The organism is Hydrogenophaga crassostreae, assembly GCF_001761385.1.
GTDB classification, from domain to species: Bacteria; Pseudomonadota; Gammaproteobacteria; order Burkholderiales; family Burkholderiaceae_C; genus Hydrogenophaga; species Hydrogenophaga crassostreae.
This window is the reverse complement of record NZ_CP017476.1, coordinates 3,259,602-3,277,708: the sequence shown is the minus strand read 5'-3', so window position 1 is coordinate 3,277,708 and position 18,107 is coordinate 3,259,602. Positions and strand designations below refer to the sequence as shown.

Sequence of the window (18,107 nt, the reverse complement as noted above, 5' to 3'; positions counted from 1 at the left end):
GTCAGTGGTGTTCGGAACCAGAAAAAATGGCCGTCTTCTGGCGGCTCAAACAGGAGACCCTCATGCCCCATTCCTTTGTTCCATTGGCTCGAAAGCTCGGCGCCACTGCGGCGTTCGCACTTCTGCCCGTCGCGGTGATGGCCGCCAGCGGTGTCACCGTGCGTTACGACGACGATGCGAGTCCGTTTCCTTCGAACCGCCTGACCAGGCTGGACTACGCCAACGTGACTTTTCGGCGCGTGGATTTGCCGAAACCCGATTGCGCGGTACAGGTGAGCGACTGCGCCGACATTGATGTGATCAACACGCTCGACGGCTTTTCTACCCAGCCCCGCATCACGGTGCCGTTTGATGGTGACATCGACCTGGCTTCGGTCAGCAGTGACACCGTGTATTTGCTCAATCTGGGTGATACGGTGGGCCGGCGAGGCTATGGGGAAAAGGTGGGGATCAACCAGGTGCTGTGGGATCCCTCAAGCCAGACACTGGTTTTTGAACCCGACGAGTTGCTGGCCGAACATTCACGCTACCTGCTGGTGGTCACCAATGGCGTTCGCGACCTGCAGGGCAAAAAGATCGCGGTGAGTGATTTCGCAGGGGACAAGCCCGGAAACGATTGGCGCGACCGCTGGGACCGCCGCTATTCCAAACACCATTGGCACAAGCCGCGCCAACCACGCGACAGCGATGCCGCTTACGAGCGCGAGTTGCGCGATGCGGTGCGTTCGGTGCGCACGCCCCGTGGCACACAGGTCGCGGCCGCTTCGTTGTTCACCACACAGAGCACCACGGGCGACCTGGTGAAAGTCATGCGCCAGATCAAACGCTCGCGCCCGGCCAGTGCCAATTTCATGATCGGCAATGCAGGAGGGGCGACCTCCCGCGCTGTTTTTGACTTGTCTGATGTGGCGGCCATAGAGTTCAACCGCCAGACCGGTACCGCGCCGGTCTACACGCCATCGCCGTTGTTTTTGTCTGCATTGAATGTGATGCCCGGGGCTGTCGGGCAAATCGCCTACGGCCGCTTCCAGTCCCCCAACTACCTGGTGGCGGGCGAATACATGCCGCCGGTGAACTCGCTTTGGGGTCAACCCAGGGCGCAGGGCACACAGGAACTGGTGTTCCAGTTGTTTGTTCCTTCAGGCGCCAAGCCGGCTGGCGGTTGGCCGGTCGCCATCTTTGGTCATGGCTTTACCGACAGCATGTATGGAGCCCCATGGACCGTGGCCTCGACCTTTGCGTCAAGGGGCATTGCCACGCTGTCGATCAATGTCGTGGGTCATGGGGGTGGTGCAATGGGTTCGCTGAACGTGACGTCCACATCGGCCGGCATGGTGACCGTGCCCGCTGGCGGGCGTGGTATTGACCAAGATGGCAGCGGGGTGATCGACTCCACTGAAGGCTCCAGCGCAGCGGCACCGCGCACGGCCATCAACAGCCGTGACAGCCTGCGCCAGACGGTGATCGATCTGATGCAGCTGGTGCGCCAGGTGGAGGTGGGCATGGATGTGGATGGCGATGGCGCTGCCGACCTCGACGCCCAGCGCATTTATTACGCCGGGCAATCGTTTGGCGGTATCTACGGCACCATGCTGCTGGGCGTGGAGCCCAACATCAAGGCCGGTGTGCCCAATGTGCCGGGAGGCTCGATCACCGAAGTGGCGCGGCTGGGCGCGTTCCGCGGCTTGACCGGCCTGGCTCTGTTTGCGCGCACGCCGACTTTGATGAACCTGGTGCCCACGGCTGCCCTGCCATTTCCGTTCAACTTCCAGGAGAACATGCCGCTGCGCAATCTGCCACCGGTGGTCAACAGCGTGCCGGGCGCCATGGCGATTGCCGAAGTGCTGGACCGCTACGAGTGGGTGCAGCAAGCGGGTAACCCGGTGTCTTATGCGTCGCTGATTCGCAAGCAGCCGCTCAGGGGCAGCTCGGCGAAACCGGTGATCGTGCAATTTGCCAAGGGCGACCAGACCGTGCCCAACCCCACCAGCAGCGCCATCGTGCGCGCTGGCAGCCTGGAAGACCGCACGACCCTGTTCCGTAACGACCTGGCTTATGCCTTCGATATGGGTGAACCCAAAACGGTGCCCAAAAATCCGCATACCTTCCTGACCAACATCGGCACCCCTTCGATGGCAGCGTTTGCCGTGGGCGGGCAGATCCAGATTGCCGAGTTCTTCAAAAGCAACGGCATGGTGGTGATTGATCCTGATGAAGCAGGCCCTTTCTATGAGGTGCCCATCGCTCTGCCTCTGCCCGAGACGCTGAGCTTCACTCGCTGATGCGGCCGAGCCCTTCTTGGGCCTGAAGGGCGCCCCAACCGGGCGCTTTTTTTTGGCCTGAACCGGGTTTGAAACGCGTTGCGCGCCAGTCTGGGAAAATAGCGCTTTTGCGGCTGATCCTGAAATGGTGCGGCCGCCAGTCAAATGACCCAGAAGAACGGTACCAACCCCATGAACAGCCCTATCCCTTTGACCCAGTTGCCCCAGCAGAACATCTTCAAGAACGGGGATGTGTTTGTCTTGTTTGGCGAGCTCTTTGGCCGCGGCTACGCCAACGGTCTGGTGAACGAAGCGCGCAGCGCGGGCATGACCATCGTGGGCATCACCGTGGGTCGCCGAGAAGCCGATGGCACGCTGCGCCCCTTGAATGACGAGGAGTTGGCAGCAGGCGAGGCCAATCTGGGCGGCAAGATCATCAACGTGCCCCTCATGGCAGGCTTTGACGCCGATTCGCCCGCAGGCACGCCCACACCGACCGAAATGCTGAGCAAGCTCACGCTCAAGACCTGGACCGAAGACAAGCTCGACTGGGCCCACATCGAAAAATGCCGTGAAGTCGGTGTCAAGCGCTTCACCGATTCAGTGGCCCAGGTCATGACCACGCTGGACGGCATGATTCCCGATGGCCGCAATGTGTTTTTTGCCCACACCATGGCCGGCGGCATCCCCAAGGCCAAGGTGTTCCTGGCCATTGCCAACCGGATCTACAAGGGCCGTGGCGACCGTTTCCAGTCGTCCGATGTGTTGCTGCAAAGTGACTTGGGCAAGCTGATCCTGCAAAACTTCGATGAGGTGTCGGCCAACACATTCCAGCACCTGATCGACGGCAGCGCTGCGATTCGCCAGCGCATCGAAGCCAAGGGTGGCCAGGTGCGCTACAGCGCCTACGGCTACCACGGGACGGAAGTGCTGATCGAAGACCGCTATCAGTGGCAAACCTATTCCAACTACACCCAGGGTTACGCCAAGATGCGCCTGGAGCGCGTTGCCCAGGCGGCCTGGGAAAACGGCATCAAGGCCACCGTTTTCAATTGCCCCGAGATCCGCACCAACTCGTCTGACATTTTTGTCGGTGTCGAGCTGCCGTTGTTCTCGCTGTTGAATGCCTTGAAAAAGGAAAATGGCGGTGCCTGGGCCGAGGCGCAATGGCTGGCTTGCCGCGACCTGCTCAAGAGCGGGGAAGACCTGGAGGTGGTGATGCAGCGCATCGCCGATTTCTACGCCAGCGATGTGATGAAGGGCTACAGCAACTTCGCTGCCTGGCCCATGGCCAACAGTCCGGAGCTGGCGGAAATCATGATCGGCTCGTCTGACGACATCACCGCCATGCACAAAGAGCGCAGCGCATTGATCACCGACCTGCTCAGTGCTCTGGTCATTGAAGCCACAGGTCCGCTGATGTTCCGCGAGTCGTCGGCACCCACCGGCCCCGTGCTCTGGCTGAACCACGATTTGATTGCGCGTTTGTTGAACCAGATGCACGCCTGATTCCGGTTTTGGCTGTGAAGGATATGGCCGGCTCCAAACGCATCCAGTTTGATGATGAGTTTGGACTTGTGTGTGGAGATGCCACGCTGCAGGACGGGATGAACGGGGACATTGCGCAGTTGTTGCACCCCACTCACGCAACGCCTTGCATCTATGCCTGGACGCTCAGAATCGATGAAACGCAGCCCGCTGAACGCTTGCTCTATATCGGGAAAACGCGGTCGCTCAGGCGGCGGGTCAGGGAATACCTTCAGCCTTTTCAACCGCATTCGCCCAATGACTACAAGCTGCAGGTGTTTCAGCGACAGGCGCTCACCGTGTTTCCTCAAAGCCGGCTGTTGCTCTACGCGAAGCCAGAACTGGTGGCAATGCTCACCGCGTCTGAAAAGCGCTTGATTGACTGGTTTGATCCCCCGTTGAACCGAAGAGCGACCGTCCCGGATTCGGTTCGTACAGAGTTTCAGGTTTCCTTCGAGAAGTTTTATCTGGCTGGCCTGGCTGGCGTTTTGAGTGCCGCCCCATGAGTGCTTGCGCTTTTTTTGTCTGTGACCCCTTGAAAGCGATATGACACCCCGCCTCTCCGCTGAGATTCAGCGCCTGTATCGCTCACCTGGCGCCATGAACGCACCTGGTGAGGCCACCTTGGGTCTGGTTGATTCCGATGGCCGGGTGCGTGCCATGGTGGTGTCGCTCAGCGGGCCTGCCGATTGGTCGCTGTTGTCTGCCGTGTGGCGCGGCGTACAAATCGATCTGGAGCTGCCAGCCCCCGCCATTGCTGTCAATGGGTTGGACGCTTACGAATTGTGGTTCTCTCTGGCGGTGCCTGTGCCTCAGGCGCAAGCCCTCGCGTTTTTGCAAGGGCTGCGCCAGCGTTACCTGCCCGATGTGAAGCCCCATCGGGTGGGCTTGAGGCCTTCGCACGATGGCGTTGCGTCTACGGCGGTGATCCCCGCTGCCCAAGGCGACTCTGGCAACTGGTCGGCGTTTGTGGCCCCCGATCTGGCCGCGGTGTTTGGCGATGAACCGCTGCTGGATTTGCCCCCCGGAGAAGATGCCCAGGCGGAACTGCTTGGCCGCTTGAAATGCATCGTTCCTTCCGCGTTTGAGGCTGCGCTGGGTCAATTGCCGGTGGCGGCACACGCCCTCGCGCCTGACGTATCCGGTCCGGCTTCAGTCGCTCATGGGCCGTCCGTGAAAGCACGCTACGAAGACCCCAGACTGTTCCTGCAAGACATCATGAACGATGCCTCGGTGCCCGTTGCCTCGCGCATCGAAGCGGCCAGGGCCTTGCTTGGATGTTGAAGCCCTGGCGCCACCCTGAACCGTTCGCGCAATGAAGTCCCAAACCAAACCCCCGGCCAAGCTGTTGCTGGTCGCCCTGTTCATGTGGATCGGCTACCAGATCGTGCAATGGCCGGCCATGCGGGTGCTCTACAGTGCTGAAGACAAATGGGCGCATGGTGCCGCGTTTTTCGCAGTCTGGTTTGCGCTGCGCTGGGCGACGACATGGCGCGTGGGCACGCTGGCGCTGGTCGGGGCTGGCCTGGGTGGCGCCGTCGAGATCCACCAGATGTTCCTGCCTGGCTTCAGCCCGAGCTGGGCCGACTGGGGTGCCGACTTGCTGGGCATCGGCCTGGCATGGGCAATGGCCGCTGCTTGCCTGCGAACGCCTGCACGGGCACACGGCTGACCCGACCCTGCGCTGGTCGGCGAGGGCCGTTTTCAGGTTCCTAGGTCGTGCGCAAACGGGTCAGCAGGGGGGCGGGATCGCCATACAGCAGGCCGCCGGAAAGCAGTTGCCGGGTTTCGCTACTCGACAGAATGAGGTTGGGCACCCCTTGCGCCCCGAAGGTGGCCATGTCGCGTCGGGCGCTGGACATGCGTTTGCGGCTCGTTCCGACCAGCACATCATCGCCCGAGATCAAGCGGTCGGCCGCAGCGTGCAGCGCCAACTCGCCCAGGATCGCAGCCAGCACGTTCAGGTCGGCGGTGTCGCGACCGTCCACATACCGGGCGAGCTGGAAAGCGCTCAGGGCGTCGAGTTCGCGCTCGGGCGCGGTCAGGTGAACGGCGGTGAGCGCCAGTGTGGCGGGGCCGGAATCGAACCGCTTGCTGTGGTCGTTGAGCAGTTGTGTGCGGTAGGCCGCGGTGAAGCGCTGGCCTGTGAGGTTGGCGATGCGCTGGTCATTGGTCCAGGCGAAGCTGGCAAATTCAGCGTTCATGGGGCCACCGCTGTCGCCGGCGAACAGGCCTGTGGGTGCAATCGTGATCTGGACATTCGCCTCTGCGCGCAAGGCCTGGATCATGGGCGCAGCGCCATAGCACCAGCCGCAAAACGGGTCCATCAGGTAGGTCAGGTGTTTTACCATTTCATTTCTCCCTTATTGACTTTGGCACCGGTTTCCAGCGACAGGGCGCCGCCGGCCTTGGGGTAGGCCTTGTTCATGCTCTCGATCAATTCGGCGCTGTTCTTGCTGGCGGCGAGCGCGTTCTCGAAAGTTTTCAGGTATTGCGCGGTGTATGCAATAGCGCTGGCGTCGGTCTTGGTGCCCACGGCCATGTGGCCAGGGACCACGGTCGCGGGTTGCAAGGCGGCCATTTCGTCCAGCTGCGTCAGCCAGGCGCTGCGCTCGGCCACGGTCTGGGTGTCGGCCGTCCAGACGTGCAGGTTGCCAAACACGGCGATGTTGCCCACGACGGCTTTGATGGAAGGGATCCAGGCATAAGGGCGGTGGGCCAGCAAGCCTTCGGTGCCGCGGATTTCGATGGTTTCACCGTCCAGCGTCAGGCTGTTGGTGGTCAAGGCTTTGGGTGTGACCGGGTGCTTGGGTGCGTTGGCGCCCATCTTGGGGCCCCAGAACGCCACTTTGCCGGCCATCTTGGCGCTGAGCTTGGCGAGCACCGCGGGCGTGGTCACCACGTCGGCTTCAGGAAAAAAGGCCTTGAGGGTTTCGACGCCGAAGTAATAGTCCGGGTCGGCCTGGCTGACGTAAATGGTCTTGAGCTGTTTGCCGCTGTCGAGCACGTTGGCGGCGATGCGCAGCGCGTCGGCGCGGGTGAAACCGGCGTCGATCACCATGGCTTCGGTGGCGCCATAGACCAGGGTGGAATTCACGCCAAAGCTGTTGGCATCGGCGGTGTAGACCTTGAGTTGCAGGGGTTCGGCGGCGAAGGCGCTGCCGCTGGCGGCCAAGGTCAGGGCAGCGGCGGTGGCGAGGAAAGTGCGGCGGATCATGGTGTTTTTTCCAAAGTTGTTGTAGCGATGGAACTCAGTTTAGTTTCTATAATCAGAACAATAAACCGCGCAAAATGCGCTTTACTGTTGCATAAATCGATCAAATATGGACCGACTCACCGCCATGCGCGTGTTCACCGAAGTGGCCACGGGGGGCAGCTTCCGCGCTGCTTCGGACAAGCTCGACATGTCGCGCGCCATGGTCACGCGCTACGTGGCCGAAATGGAAAACTGGTTGCAGGCCCGCCTGCTGCAACGCACCACCCGGCGCGTCACGCTGACCGATGCCGGCGAGCAGGCGCTTCGCCGCTGCCAGCAGATGCTGGAGCTGGCCACGCTTGTTGAAGAGGAAACCGACAGCGGCGGCGACACCTTGCGCGGGCAGTTGCGGCTGACCACCAGCATGTCGTTTGGCCATGCCCACCTGGCGGCTGCGATCGCGGATTTTCTGGCTTTGCACCCACAGTTGAAGGTCGACATGCAGGTCGGCGACGGCGCGCTCAACCTGGTCGAGGCGCGCATCGATCTGGCGATCCGCATCAGCAGCGAGCCCGATCCCTTGCTGATCGGGCGCCCCTTGGCGGTGTGCGAGTCGGTGCTGGTGGCTTCACCGTCGTACCTCGATCGGTATGGGGTGCCTGCTGCGCCCGGTGATCTGACCGCACATCAATGCCTCAGCTATGCCAATTTCGGCAAGAGCACATGGAAGCTGTCCCGCGGCAAGGAAAATGTGAGTGTGGGTGTGCCCAGTCGTCTCAGCGCCAACGAGGCCACGGTGCTGCTGCATGCGGCCCTGTCCGGTGGCGGCATCGCCTTGCAGCCGACCTATCTGGCCAACGCCCACCTGGCGCGAGGAGAGCTGCTGGCCGTGTTGCCCGAATGGCGGCCACCTGCGCTCAAGGTGTATGCGCTGTACATGTCGCGCCAGCATTTGCCGGCCAACGTGCGCGCCTTGCTCGACTTTCTGGTGGAGCGCTTCAAGACCGTGCCCTGGTAGTCAGGGCCCGCTCGGGAAGTCGACGTGCAGGTGGTTGCCGTCGGGGTCCCAGAGGTTGATCTGCACCAGCCCAAAGGACGCGAGCTCCGCGCGCTGATGGGGCTCGCCCAGCTCGCGCAACGTGTTTTCAAACGCGTCGAGATCGGTGGCCGAAAAAGCGAAATGCTCCAGCTTCAACTCCGACTCCGATCCGGCGCCGGACGGACTTTCGACGCCGATCAGGTGCACCACCACGGTGTCGCCCGCAAACAGCCAGGCGCCGGGAAACGGAAAGTTGGGGCGGGCGCCGACACGCAAGCCCAACACGCGCTGGTACCAGCCGATCAGGGTAACGAGCTGGTGGGTGCGTATGTTGACGTGGTCGAGCTTGTGGATGGGCATGGTGCTATGGCTGCGGGTGAAGAGAGCGCGGATGGGTCGGCCCATGTTCACCCGATCATTTTGCGCTCAGGCGATGGGCGTCATTTCGTTTAACACGAACTCGACCACGGCGCCTTCGGTGGCCTGCGAGTAGGCGGCGAGGTGGGGCGCTGACATGTGGGTCTGCCACAGTTCGCGCGATTCCCAGTTTTCATAGAACATGAAATGGGCCGGGTTGTTGTTGTCGCGGTGCAGGTCGTACTGCAGGCAGCCCTTTTCGCCGCGTGTGATCGGGATCAGTTTTTCCAGCTCGGCCTTGACCAGGTCGATGCGATCGGGATGGGCGTGGATGTTGGCGACGATGGTGAGTTGGCTCATGGCTTGTGTTCCGTGGGTTGTTGATGGTTTGACTGTATTTCATCGATTGATCCGGATAAACTAGCTAAAGTCAATTTGATAATCCGGTACAGACGAATAGTGCTGCTCGACAACATCGCCCTGTTTCTTCAAATTGTCGAGAAAGGCAGCCTGGCCGCCGCGGGCCGGGAGGCCGGGCTTTCTGCGACCACCGTGTCCGAACGCCTGGCGGCGCTGGAGGCCCACTTCGGCGTGGTGCTGTTGAACCGCACCACACGCGCCCTCAACCTGACCGAAGAAGGCCGCACCCTGGTGGAGGGCGCCAAACAGGTGCTGGGCGAGGTGCAAGATCTGGAGTCCCGCATTCGGCTGGGCGCTGAGACGCTCTCAGGCACGATACGGGTGAGCGCGCCGAGCGATCTGGGGCGCAACCTGGTGTCGGCCGAGATTCACCGCTTTCTCGCTGAGCACCCGGCTATTGCCATCGAACTGCTGCTGTCTGACGGGTATGTCGACGTGGTGGGCCAGGGCTTTGACATCGCCTTGCGCTTTGGCCCGGTCACTGACAGTTCCTTGCGTGTGCGACCGCTGGGGCCGCAACAGCGGGTGGTTTGCGCGGCGCCCGGTTACTTGGAAGTTCGTGGCGTACCCATGCGGCCTGAGGACCTCACTTCACACAATTGTCTGGTGATGCGGTTTGGGTCGAGTCTGGACAACGCCTGGCATTTTGGCGTGGCCGCCACGCAGCGGGCGGTGACGGTGCGGGGCGATCGCGTGGCCAACGATGGGGCGCTGGTGCGGCAGTGGTGCCTGGCGGGCCACGGCATCATGCTGAAGTCGGCACTGGATGTGGCCGACGACCTTCGGTCAGGTGCGCTGGTGCAGCTGCTGGCGGACCATGCGCCACCGCCCACGCCGCTGCAGATGCTGTTTCCCCCGAGCCGGGCTCAGCCCAAGCGTGTGCGCGCGCTGGCGGACCAGTTGGCGCTGGCTTTGCAGGGAATCAGAGCCGACGCCTAAAGATCGATCAGCCGCGCGCCCACTCGGCCAGCAGCAAACGAGCGGTGGCCACGTTGGTGGCGCAAGGCACGTTGTGTACATCGCAGGCCCGCACCAGGGCATTGATGTCGGGTTCGTGGGGTTGGGAGGTCATGGGGTCGCGCAGGAAGATCACGGCGTCCACCAGGCCGGTGGACAAGCGCGCGCCGATCTGCAAATCCCCCCCCAAAGGGCCGCTCAGCAGGCGTTCCACAGCGAGGCCCGCGTCGGCTTGCAGGCGCCCGCCGGTGGTGCCGGTGGCCATCAGCGTGTGTTGCCGCAGCAGGGGGGCGAACTCGGTAGCCAGGGCGACCATGTCGTCTTTTTTGCCGTTGTGGGCGATGAGGGCGATGTTCATGGCCTATTTGTTTTCCATCGACTTGGCCATGGTTTTACCGAGCTCCACACCCCACTGGTCGTAGGCGTTGATGCCCCAGATGGCAGCCTGGGTGAAGACCTTGTGTTCGTAGAGCGCGATCAGGGCGCCCAGGCGCGCGGGGTCGAGTTTGTCGAGCCAGAGGATGTTGCTGGGGATGTTGCCTTCGAAGCTGCGCTGCGCGGCCATGGCGTCGAGCTCGTCGGCGCTCACGTTGCTGTCCTTTTCCAGCAGGGCGCGGGTGGCGGCTACCGTGCGGCCTTCGGCCATGGCCTGGGATTGGGCGCGCAGGTTGAGGTTGACCACGTGGTGGTGCGTGTTGGCCATGGGCAGCGGCGTATCTTCGGTTTCAACGCCGATGAAGTCCACAGGCACGGTGTGTTTGCCCTGGTGCAGCAGCTGGAAGTAGGCGTGTTGGCCGTCGATGCCCAGACCGCCCCAGACGATGGCGCCGGTGTCGACGCTGACGGGGGTGCCGTCTTTGTGGGTGCGCTTGCCGTTGGACTCCATGTCCATTTGCTGCACGAAGGGCGTGAAGCGCACCAGGCGCGAGGCGTAGGGCACGATGAGTTGTGTGGGGCAATTCAGGAAATTGCGGTTCCAGATGCCCGAGAGCGCCATCAACACGGGCAGGTTGTGGGCCAGCGGCGCGGTGCAGAAATGCTCGTCCATGGCGCGGGCGCCGGCGAGGAAGTCGCGGAAACCCGCGCCTCCGATGCCAATGGCCAGCGGCAGGCCCAGGGCCGACCACACGGAGTAGCGGCCACCCACCCAGTCCCAGAACAGGAAGGTGTTGTCGGCTGCGTACCCGAGCTGGGCCGATTGCGCCGGGCTGGCGGTGATGGCAACCAGGTGGCTAGACACGCGGTCGGCGGGCACGCCGTTGTCGGTCAGCCAGCGCTGGCAGCTGGCGGCGTTGGTGAGGGTTTCCTGGGTGGTGAAGGTTTTACTGGAAACGACCACGAGGGTGCGCGCGGCGTCGAGCGGGTGCAGCACGCTGTAGAGCGCCCAGGCGTCGGGGTTGGACACGTAGTGCACGCGGGGGCCGGTGCCGGTGAGGTGGGCCATGGCGTCGGCCGCCATGCGCGGGCCGAGGTCGGAGCCGCCGATACCGATGTTGACGATGTCGGTGAAGGGTTTGTCGGAATGGCCGGTGATGGCGCCCGAGCGCACGCCATCGGCGAAGGTGCACATGCGGTCGAGTTCGCGCGCCACGTCGGCGCTGATGGCTTCGCCCCAGGGGCCATTTTGACCGCGCAAAGCCACATGCAGCACGGGCCGCTTTTCAGTGGTGTTGATCACATCGCCACGGAACATGGCGTCGCGCTGTTCGGCAACGCCAGCTTCTGCGGCCAGCGCCAGCAAGGCGTTTTGGATCTCGGGGGACATGCGTTGGCGGCTGGCGTCGAGCGTGAGGCCAACGGCGCTGGCGGTCATGCGCTGGGCGCGACCGGCATCCGATTTCAAAACATCGCGCAGGTGCGGCTGAGGCGCTGCAGCAAGCTGTGCGAGCGATGTCCAGGCAGGCAGGGCGGTGGGTGAAACGTTCGATGCGGACATGGGTGTCTCCCTTAATGTGTTGTCTCTTGAGCAAATGCTAACCAATGGCGAGCGACGTGTCTTCAACCCAGGATGCCGTGGCTCCGGCTTTGCCGGGCCACCAGCATCGCCCCCTTGAGGGGGTGACGCGCCGCAGGCGCGGGTCAAGCCGTGGCGAGTGCCGTGGCTTCGCGCGCCAGCTTCGTGATCTGTGCCCAGTCGCCGGCTTTGAGCGCATCGGCAGGCGTGAGCCAGGAACCGCCAGCCATGGCCACGTTGGGCAGCCTCAAGAAGTCTTTCAGGTTCTCTGGGCTGACGCCACCGGTGGGGCAGAAGCTCACGTCGGGAATCGGCGCGCCCATGGCTTTCAACATGCCCATGCCACCGGCTTGCGAGGCAGGAAAGAGCTTCATCAGCGAGAAGCCCTGTTCGCGGCGGTGCATCACTTCGCCGGGCGTCATCACGCCGGGGATGAAGGGCAGCTTGGCGGCTTTCACGGCCTCGACCAGCGCATCGGTGCAGCCGGGCGAGAGCGCAAACGTGCAGCCTGCGTCGATCACACGCTGTACCTCGTTCACGCGGGTCACGGTGCCTGCGCCCAGGTGCATTTCGGGCACGGCTTTGGCCACGGCTTCAATCGAGGCCAATGCGGCGTCGGAGCGCAGGGTGATTTCCATCACGTCGATGCCGCCTTCGAGCAGGGCATGGGCCAATGGCACGGCATGCGACGGGTCGGTCAACACGATGACCGGCACAACGCGGGACTTGAAGGCGGGGCGGGAAAAACAGGTGGTGGTCATAGCGATCTCAAAGTTGGAACGAGAAGACTTACTTCTTGGCGGGGCCAGCACGGAACCGGCATTGCCTGGCCGCTGCTGGCGCCTCCTTGAGGGGGTGACGCCAAAGGCGGCGCAGGGGAGGATCAATTAAACAGCGGGGAGGCGCCGGATTCGGCGGTCGAAGCATGGGTGCGGAACAGGCCAAACAACTCGCGGCCGGTGCCGTGTGCATTGTGGCTGAGGTCGGGATGCTTCACGCTGCGGGCGGCGAGTGTGGCGGCATCGACTTCGAGCTCCAGAATGCCTTGCTCGCAATCGAGCGTGATCCAGTCGCCGTCTTGCACCTTGCCGATCGGGCCGTCGGCCAGGGCCTCGGGGCTCAGGTGGATCGCGGCGGGCACTTTGCCCGAGGCGCCCGACATGCGGCCGTCGGTCACCAGCGCCACTTTGAAACCCTTGTCCTGCAAAACGGCCAGCGGCGGGGTGAGCTTGTGCAACTCGGGCATGCCGTTGGCGCGCGGGCCCTGGTAGCGCACCACGGCGATCAGGTCGCGGTTGATTTCACCGGCGTTGAACAAGGCGAGCAAATCTTGCTGGTCGCTCACCACCACCGCCTGGGCCCGCACCACGCGGTGCTCGGGCTTGACGGCAGACACCTTGACCACGCTGCGGCCCAGGTTGCCTTTGAGAAGGCGCAGGCCACCATCGGCACTGAACGGCGCGCTCACGGGGCGCAACACGGCGTCGTCGGCGCTCTTGGCCGGCACAGGGCGCCAGGCCAGCGCACCGTTGTCGAGCCAGGGCTCGTTTGTGTACGCGCCCAGGCCTTCGCCCATTACGGTCTTCACATCGCCGTGCAGCAGGCCATTGGCCAGCAGTTCGTGCATCAGGTAGCCCATGCCGCCCGCGGCATGGAAGTGGTTCACATCCGCGCTGCCATTGGGGTAGACGCGGGCCAGCAGTGGCACGACATGGGAGAGTTCAGAGAAATCGTCCCAGTCGATCAGCACGCCCGCGGCGCGCGCCATGGCGATCAGGTGGATGGTGTGGTTGGTGGAGCCGCCGGTGGCGAGCAGGCCGACGATGCCGTTGACCACGGTCTTTTCCGTCACGATGTCGGCCATGCGGATGCGTTCACCGCCGGTCTTGCCGGTGTTCTGGAAAGCACGCTTCACGGCCTCCAGCGTGAGCGCTGCGCGCAGATCGGTGCCGGGGTTGACGAAACTGGAACCGGGCAGGTGCAGGCCCATGATTTCCATCAGCATCTGGTTGCTGTTGGCGGTGCCGTAGAAGGTGCAGGTGCCGGGGCTGTGGTAGGCCTGCGATTCGCTTTCCAGCAGGGCCTCGCGGCCGACCAGGCCTTGCGCGTATTGCTGGCGAACCTTGGCTTTGGCGTCGTTGGACAAGCCCGATGTCATGGGGCCGGCGGGCACGAACACGGTGGAGAGGTGGCCGAACTGCACCGCGCCCATGAAGAGGCCGGGCACGATTTTGTCGCAGACACCCAGCATGACGGCGGCGTCGAACACGTTGTGCGACAGACCGACGGCGGTCGACAGGGCGATCACATCGCGCGAGAACAGCGAGAGTTCCATGCCGGCTGCGCCTTGCGTGACGCCGTCGCACATGGCGGGCACGCCGCCGGCCATCTGCGCGGTGTAGCCCAGTGTGCGGGCGTGTTCGCGGATGGTCTCTGGGTAGTGCTCGTAGGGCTGGTGGGCCGATAGCATGTCGTTGTAGGCGCTGATGATGCCCAGGTGGGGCGCGCGTTCGGCGTGGATCTTGAGCTTGTCGGCAGCCGGCAGGGCAGCCGTGGTGTGGGCCATGTTGGCGCAGCCCATGCCGCCGCGCTGTGTGCCGGCTTTGGCGTTGTGCGCCATGGTGTCGAGATAGGCAGCGCGCGGGCCGGCGCTGCGGTCGATGATGCGTTGGGTGACGCTGGCGAGGGTGGGGTGCAGGGGGGTGGTCATGGTGGCTGCCTTCAATAGGTTTCAGAGAGCGTGGCGGTTTTGTTCAGGAACACCACAGAACCGGCTTTGCCGGGCTGCAGGTGTTGCCCCTTGAGGGGCGGAGCGGCTTCGCGAAGCGAGCAAGCGATGGGGGGGGTATCATGCGATCCACACTTGCACTTCGCAAGCCGGGCTGTTGAGCAACAGAGAAATGGGGAGGGCCGGGTTGGCTGTTCTTAGGGCTTCCCGGTAAACCTTGAGCTTGGTCTCGCCGGCCAGCGGCAGGTGAACATGGCGGGCGATCAGCAGCACGGGCAGCGTCAGCGTGAGGCGGGCATGTGGTGCCGTGGCAGGGCGCACCCAGGCGACGGGGCCCAGTGAGGCCAATGCGTTGTCCAGGCCTGGCGCGGCGGGAAAGAGCGAAGCCGTGTGGCCGTCTTCACCCATGCCCAGCACGATCACGTCGAGCGGGAACGTCAGCGCACTCAGGCGCTCGTTGGCGTTGGCGACCAGGTCTGGCAGCGCCGCGTCGCTCAGGTCGGCTGGCAAGGTACCGAACAGAGGCACGAAAGTGGCAGCCGAAGCCCCATCCTGGAGCAGGTGTGTGCGTACCAGGGCGGTGTTGCTGTCGGCGTGGACATGGGCCACACAACGCTCATCGACCAGGGTGACTCTGACCTTGGACCAGTCCAGAACCTGTGTGCGCAATTGCTCGAACAACACGATGGGCGACTTGCCACCAGAGACGGCGAGCGATGCCTCCCCGCGTTCAGCGATGGCCGCACGCAGTTCGTTGGCGATGGAAGCGGCAAGGGCCGAAGGCGTGGCGTTCAGGTGTTCAGAAATCATTCGAATGGGTGCTTCAATTCAACAAAGTGCGAAGGCTTCGACAGGCTCAGCCCGAACGGAAAGGGAGCAGGCAAGAGGGGATGCCTCAAACCCAGAACGCCGCGGAACCGGCTTTGCCGGGCCGCCAGCGTTGCCCCCTTGAGGGGGTCGCGCGCTGCGCGGCAGGGGTGGGCCGAATCCAGGGGGTCAACTTTCTTCCACCCACGAAGAAGCCTCTCGCGCCAACAGGGCAGACGAAGCCGCAGGGCCCCAGGTGCCGGCGGTGTAGGACTTGGGTTTTTCGTTGAGTTGCTTCCAGCCGTCGATGATGGGGTCGACCCAGGTCCATGCGGCTTCCAGTTCGTCGCGGCGCATGAAGTGCGTCAAGCGTCCCTTGATCACGTCGATCAACAGGCGCTCATAGGCTTCGGCGCGGCGCTCGGTGAATGCGGACTCCAGATCGAGGTTCAGGTGCACCGGGCGCAGCTTCATGCCGCTGCCGGGTTCTTTGGCCATCATGTGCAGCTGCACATGCTCTTCTGGCTGCAAACGGATCATCAAGCGGTTGACCGACTGGCGTGGTGAATCTTTGAAGATCGTGAAGGGCAGATCGGCGAACTCGATCACGATTTCCGAGCGGCGCTCGGCCATGCGTTTGCCGGTGCGCAGGAAGATGGGCACGTTGGCCCAGCGCCAGTTGTTGATGTGGGCCTTCAAAGCCACAAAGGTTTCGGTGCGGCTGTCGTTCGGTACGTTGTCTTCCTGCAGGTAGCCCATCGCCGAGCCATCTTTGGACGCGCCCGAGCTGTATTGGCCACGCACCGTGTCTTTGGCCACATCGGCGATGGTCATGGGGCGCAGGGAGCGCAAGACCTTCAGTTTTTCATCGCGCACGGCGTCGGGATCGAGCGAGACCGGAGGCTCCATCGCCACAATGCACAGCAACTGCAGCAGGTGGTTCTGGATCATGTCGCGCATGGCGCCGGTACCGTCATAGAAGCCGGCACGGCTGCCCACGCCCACGCTCTCGGCCACGGTGATCTGAATGCTCTTGATGTGCGGGCTGCGCCACAGCGGTTCAAAAATCGTGTTGCCAAAGCGCAAGACCATCAGGTTTTGCACCGTTTCCTTGCCCAGGTAGTGGTCGATCCGGAAGATCTGCTGTTCCTGGAAATACTGGCCCACGTCGTCGTTGATCTTCTGCGCCGAGGCGAGGTCGTGGCCCAGCGGCTTTTCCAGTACCACGCGAGCCTGGGCGTCGATCAGGCCAGCGCCAGCAAGATGGGCGCAGATGCCGACGAAGAGGGTGGGGGCGGTGGCCAGGTAGTACACACGGTCCGAGCCGGTCTGCATGGCGGCTGCAAGCGTCTCGAAATCCTTCGCCTGCGTGGCGTCAACGCACACGTAATTGACGCGCTCGATAAAACTGGCCCATGCCCCGTCATTGAAGGCTTTGGGTTCAATGAACCCTGGCACCTTTTCCTGCAGGAAGGCCGCAAAGGCGGCTCGGTCCCAGTCCTGGCGTCCGAGCGCGTGAATGCGGGTTAACGCAGGCAGCTTGTCGTGCATGTGCGCCATGTACAGCGCAGGCAGCAGCTTGCGCACAGAGAGGTCACCTGCGCCGCCAAAGATCACCAGATCAAGTGGGGCTTCTGCAATGGGAGTGGGTTTTGAATTGGCCATGTCTCGTTTTCTTGGTTACCTGGTTTCTGAAATTTTATTGTAATTAAGTTACATACGGGTTTCTTTTTAAGCCCATGGCAGAACCGGGTGGCTGCGCATGGGCTTCATGTTGGGGTCTGGGTGGCGTCAGAGCGCTTTGAACGCGGCTTTCGCGAGCTTCACGCGCGCCTGAACCTTTTCAAGAGGGGGTGGCACGCAGCCCACCTCCTGAACACACAGGCTGGCGCTGGCAATGGCGTGGCACAGAATGTGTTCCACATCGCTGGCGTCGAGTTTCAAGGCGTCCGCGCTGCTTGCGGCTTGCATGGCCGGGCGCTCCAGCAGCGCGACCAGCATGCCGGCCAGGAAGCAGTCGCCTGCACCCACGGTATCGGCCACCTTGACGGGTGCCGTTTCGATGGCGTGCCAGGCACGGCCATCTTTGTGCAGCATCACAGCGCCCTTGGCGCCCAGGGTCAACGCCAGCCAATCGGCCGCAATCCCGCTCAGCAAGGCGCGCGCGCCATCAAGCGGCTCGGCGGCGTCAAAACCCAGCGTAACCAGATCGTCGTCGCTGACCTTCACGACGTGGGCCTGGCCCAGCGCGTTCATCACGCTGCGCTGATAGGCCGCCATGTCCGGAACGATGGCCGGGCGCAGGTTGGCGTCGACCACCACCAGCTGTCCAGCGGCCCGTTGCGCCTTGAGCCAGGGCAGGTACTTGTCGGCGTCGTCGGCCACCAGGGCGAGGCAACCGGTGGCTGCGATTTTCAGCGTGGGGTAGGCGGCGCACTGGGCTGTCATCTCGGCCCCGTTCACCTGGCGATCTGCCACACCTTCTCTATAGAAGCTGTAGCTGGCTTTGCCTTCGGCATCGACGCCAACCACAGCCAACGAAGTGGGCTCGTGCACCGGTGTTTCCCGGGCGAGGGTGACGCTCGCCTCGTGAATCGCTTGGGCCATGCCGCGCCCGAAACGATCGGCAGACAGGGGGTTGAGGTAAAGCGTGCCCACGCCTTGGTGCCCAAGCGCACGGGTGAGGTTGTAGACCGCTCCTCCGTTGCAGGGGCGCAGGCGGCCATCAGCCTCCTGAATCATGTCTATGAGGGCTTCGCCGGCGGTAGCGACTTGGATAGGGGTGTTTGGGGTAGGGAAAACCATAACTAAATCCACTTGATTTATTAACTCAACCACGAATATAGTTCAATCACTCCGCA

Annotated in this window: 18 protein-coding genes; 7 read left to right on the top strand and 11 right to left on the bottom strand. The window is 63.1% G+C overall.

Features of this window, described 5'->3' with window-relative positions; genetic code table 11:
* Window positions 1-62: 62 nt before the first annotated feature.
* The 5 genes from LPB072_RS14990 to LPB072_RS14970 all read left to right on the top strand — a co-directional run bounded on the left by LPB072_RS14990 (window position 63) and on the right by LPB072_RS14970 (window position 5,460).
* Window positions 63-2,282 carry an Ig-like domain-containing protein gene (locus LPB072_RS14990; RefSeq protein ID WP_082876700.1) on the top strand — a complete coding sequence of 740 codons (2,220 nt, stop codon included), beginning with the start codon at window positions 63-65 and terminating at the stop codon, window positions 2,280-2,282.
* 171 nt (window positions 2,283-2,453) lie between these two features.
* Window positions 2,454-3,770 (top strand): enoyl ACP reductase FabMG family protein, encoded by a 1,317-nt coding sequence (locus LPB072_RS14985; protein WP_066084924.1) that lies wholly within the window; start codon window positions 2,454-2,456, stop codon window positions 3,768-3,770.
* Window positions 3,771-3,793: 23 nt separating this feature from the next.
* Window positions 3,794-4,294: a GIY-YIG nuclease family protein gene (locus LPB072_RS14980; protein WP_066084325.1), complete on the top strand. Its 501-nt coding sequence runs from the start codon at window positions 3,794-3,796 to the stop codon at window positions 4,292-4,294.
* A gap of 40 nt (window positions 4,295-4,334) precedes the next feature.
* Window positions 4,335-5,072: a hypothetical protein gene (locus tag LPB072_RS14975; RefSeq protein ID WP_066084327.1), complete on the top strand. Its 738-nt coding sequence runs from the start codon at window positions 4,335-4,337 to the stop codon at window positions 5,070-5,072.
* Between the two features lie 31 nt (window positions 5,073-5,103).
* On the top strand, window positions 5,104-5,460 hold the full coding sequence (locus LPB072_RS14970) for a VanZ family protein (RefSeq protein ID WP_066084329.1): 357 nt from the start codon (window positions 5,104-5,106) through the stop codon (window positions 5,458-5,460).
* A 40-nt stretch (window positions 5,461-5,500) separates the two neighbouring features.
* Here the strand turns inward: LPB072_RS14970 and LPB072_RS14965 are convergent, their stop codons facing one another.
* Both LPB072_RS14965 and LPB072_RS14960 read right to left on the bottom strand, forming a co-directional pair.
* Window positions 5,501-6,139, bottom strand: a complete 639-nt coding sequence (locus LPB072_RS14965) for a DsbA family protein (RefSeq protein WP_066084331.1) — start codon at window positions 6,137-6,139, stop codon at window positions 5,501-5,503.
* The gene (locus LPB072_RS14960; protein ID WP_066084334.1) at window positions 6,133-7,005 is read right to left on the bottom strand and encodes an MBL fold metallo-hydrolase; all 873 of its coding nucleotides are present in this window, start codon (window positions 7,003-7,005) and stop codon (window positions 6,133-6,135) included. The genes LPB072_RS14965 and LPB072_RS14960 overlap by 7 nt, the downstream gene beginning before the upstream one ends.
* A gap of 106 nt (window positions 7,006-7,111) precedes the next feature.
* Between LPB072_RS14960 and LPB072_RS14955 the strand changes: the two genes are divergently transcribed.
* Entirely contained in the window at window positions 7,112-8,002 is an 891-nt protein-coding gene (locus LPB072_RS14955; protein WP_066084339.1) for a LysR family transcriptional regulator, read from the top strand.
* On the opposite strand, the gene LPB072_RS14950 is transcribed toward LPB072_RS14955, so the two are convergent.
* A complete protein-coding gene (locus LPB072_RS14950; protein WP_066084342.1) occupies window positions 8,003-8,383 on the bottom strand; it encodes a VOC family protein in 381 nt (126 codons plus the stop codon).
* Between the two features lie 66 nt (window positions 8,384-8,449).
* Window positions 8,450-8,740: a putative quinol monooxygenase gene (locus LPB072_RS14945; protein ID WP_066084343.1), complete on the bottom strand. Its 291-nt coding sequence runs from the start codon at window positions 8,738-8,740 to the stop codon at window positions 8,450-8,452.
* Window positions 8,741-8,839: 99 nt separating this feature from the next.
* Between LPB072_RS14945 and LPB072_RS14940 the strand changes: the two genes are divergently transcribed.
* Complete coding sequence (locus LPB072_RS14940) at window positions 8,840-9,739, top strand: LysR family transcriptional regulator (RefSeq protein ID WP_066084345.1); 900 nt, start codon at window positions 8,840-8,842, stop codon at window positions 9,737-9,739.
* Window positions 9,740-9,746: 7 nt separating this feature from the next.
* Here LPB072_RS14940 and LPB072_RS14935 read toward each other — a convergent pair whose 3' ends face one another.
* The 7 genes from LPB072_RS14935 to LPB072_RS14905 all read right to left on the bottom strand — a co-directional run bounded on the left by LPB072_RS14935 (window position 9,747) and on the right by LPB072_RS14905 (window position 18,051).
* Window positions 9,747-10,115 carry a methylglyoxal synthase gene (locus LPB072_RS14935; protein ID WP_066084346.1) on the bottom strand — a complete coding sequence of 123 codons (369 nt, stop codon included), beginning with the start codon at window positions 10,113-10,115 and terminating at the stop codon, window positions 9,747-9,749.
* 3 nt (window positions 10,116-10,118) lie between these two features.
* Window positions 10,119-11,693 (bottom strand): glucose-6-phosphate isomerase, encoded by a 1,575-nt coding sequence (pgi, locus tag LPB072_RS14930; protein ID WP_066084347.1) that lies wholly within the window; start codon window positions 11,691-11,693, stop codon window positions 10,119-10,121.
* A gap of 143 nt (window positions 11,694-11,836) precedes the next feature.
* Complete coding sequence (locus LPB072_RS14925) at window positions 11,837-12,472, bottom strand: bifunctional 4-hydroxy-2-oxoglutarate aldolase/2-dehydro-3-deoxy-phosphogluconate aldolase (protein WP_066084348.1); 636 nt, start codon at window positions 12,470-12,472, stop codon at window positions 11,837-11,839.
* A gap of 122 nt (window positions 12,473-12,594) precedes the next feature.
* Window positions 12,595-14,421, bottom strand: coding sequence for a phosphogluconate dehydratase (gene edd, locus LPB072_RS14920; RefSeq protein WP_066084349.1), 1,827 nt, complete (start codon window positions 14,419-14,421; stop codon window positions 12,595-12,597).
* Window positions 14,422-14,559: 138 nt separating this feature from the next.
* The gene (gene pgl / locus LPB072_RS14915) at window positions 14,560-15,249 is read right to left on the bottom strand and encodes a 6-phosphogluconolactonase (RefSeq protein WP_066084350.1); all 690 of its coding nucleotides are present in this window, start codon (window positions 15,247-15,249) and stop codon (window positions 14,560-14,562) included.
* Between the two features lie 186 nt (window positions 15,250-15,435).
* On the bottom strand, window positions 15,436-16,911 hold the full coding sequence (gene zwf, locus LPB072_RS14910) for a glucose-6-phosphate dehydrogenase (protein WP_066084351.1): 1,476 nt from the start codon (window positions 16,909-16,911) through the stop codon (window positions 15,436-15,438).
* Between the two features lie 126 nt (window positions 16,912-17,037).
* On the bottom strand, window positions 17,038-18,051 hold the full coding sequence (locus LPB072_RS14905) for a PfkB family carbohydrate kinase (protein ID WP_066084352.1): 1,014 nt from the start codon (window positions 18,049-18,051) through the stop codon (window positions 17,038-17,040).
* Window positions 18,052-18,107 lie beyond the last annotated feature (56 nt).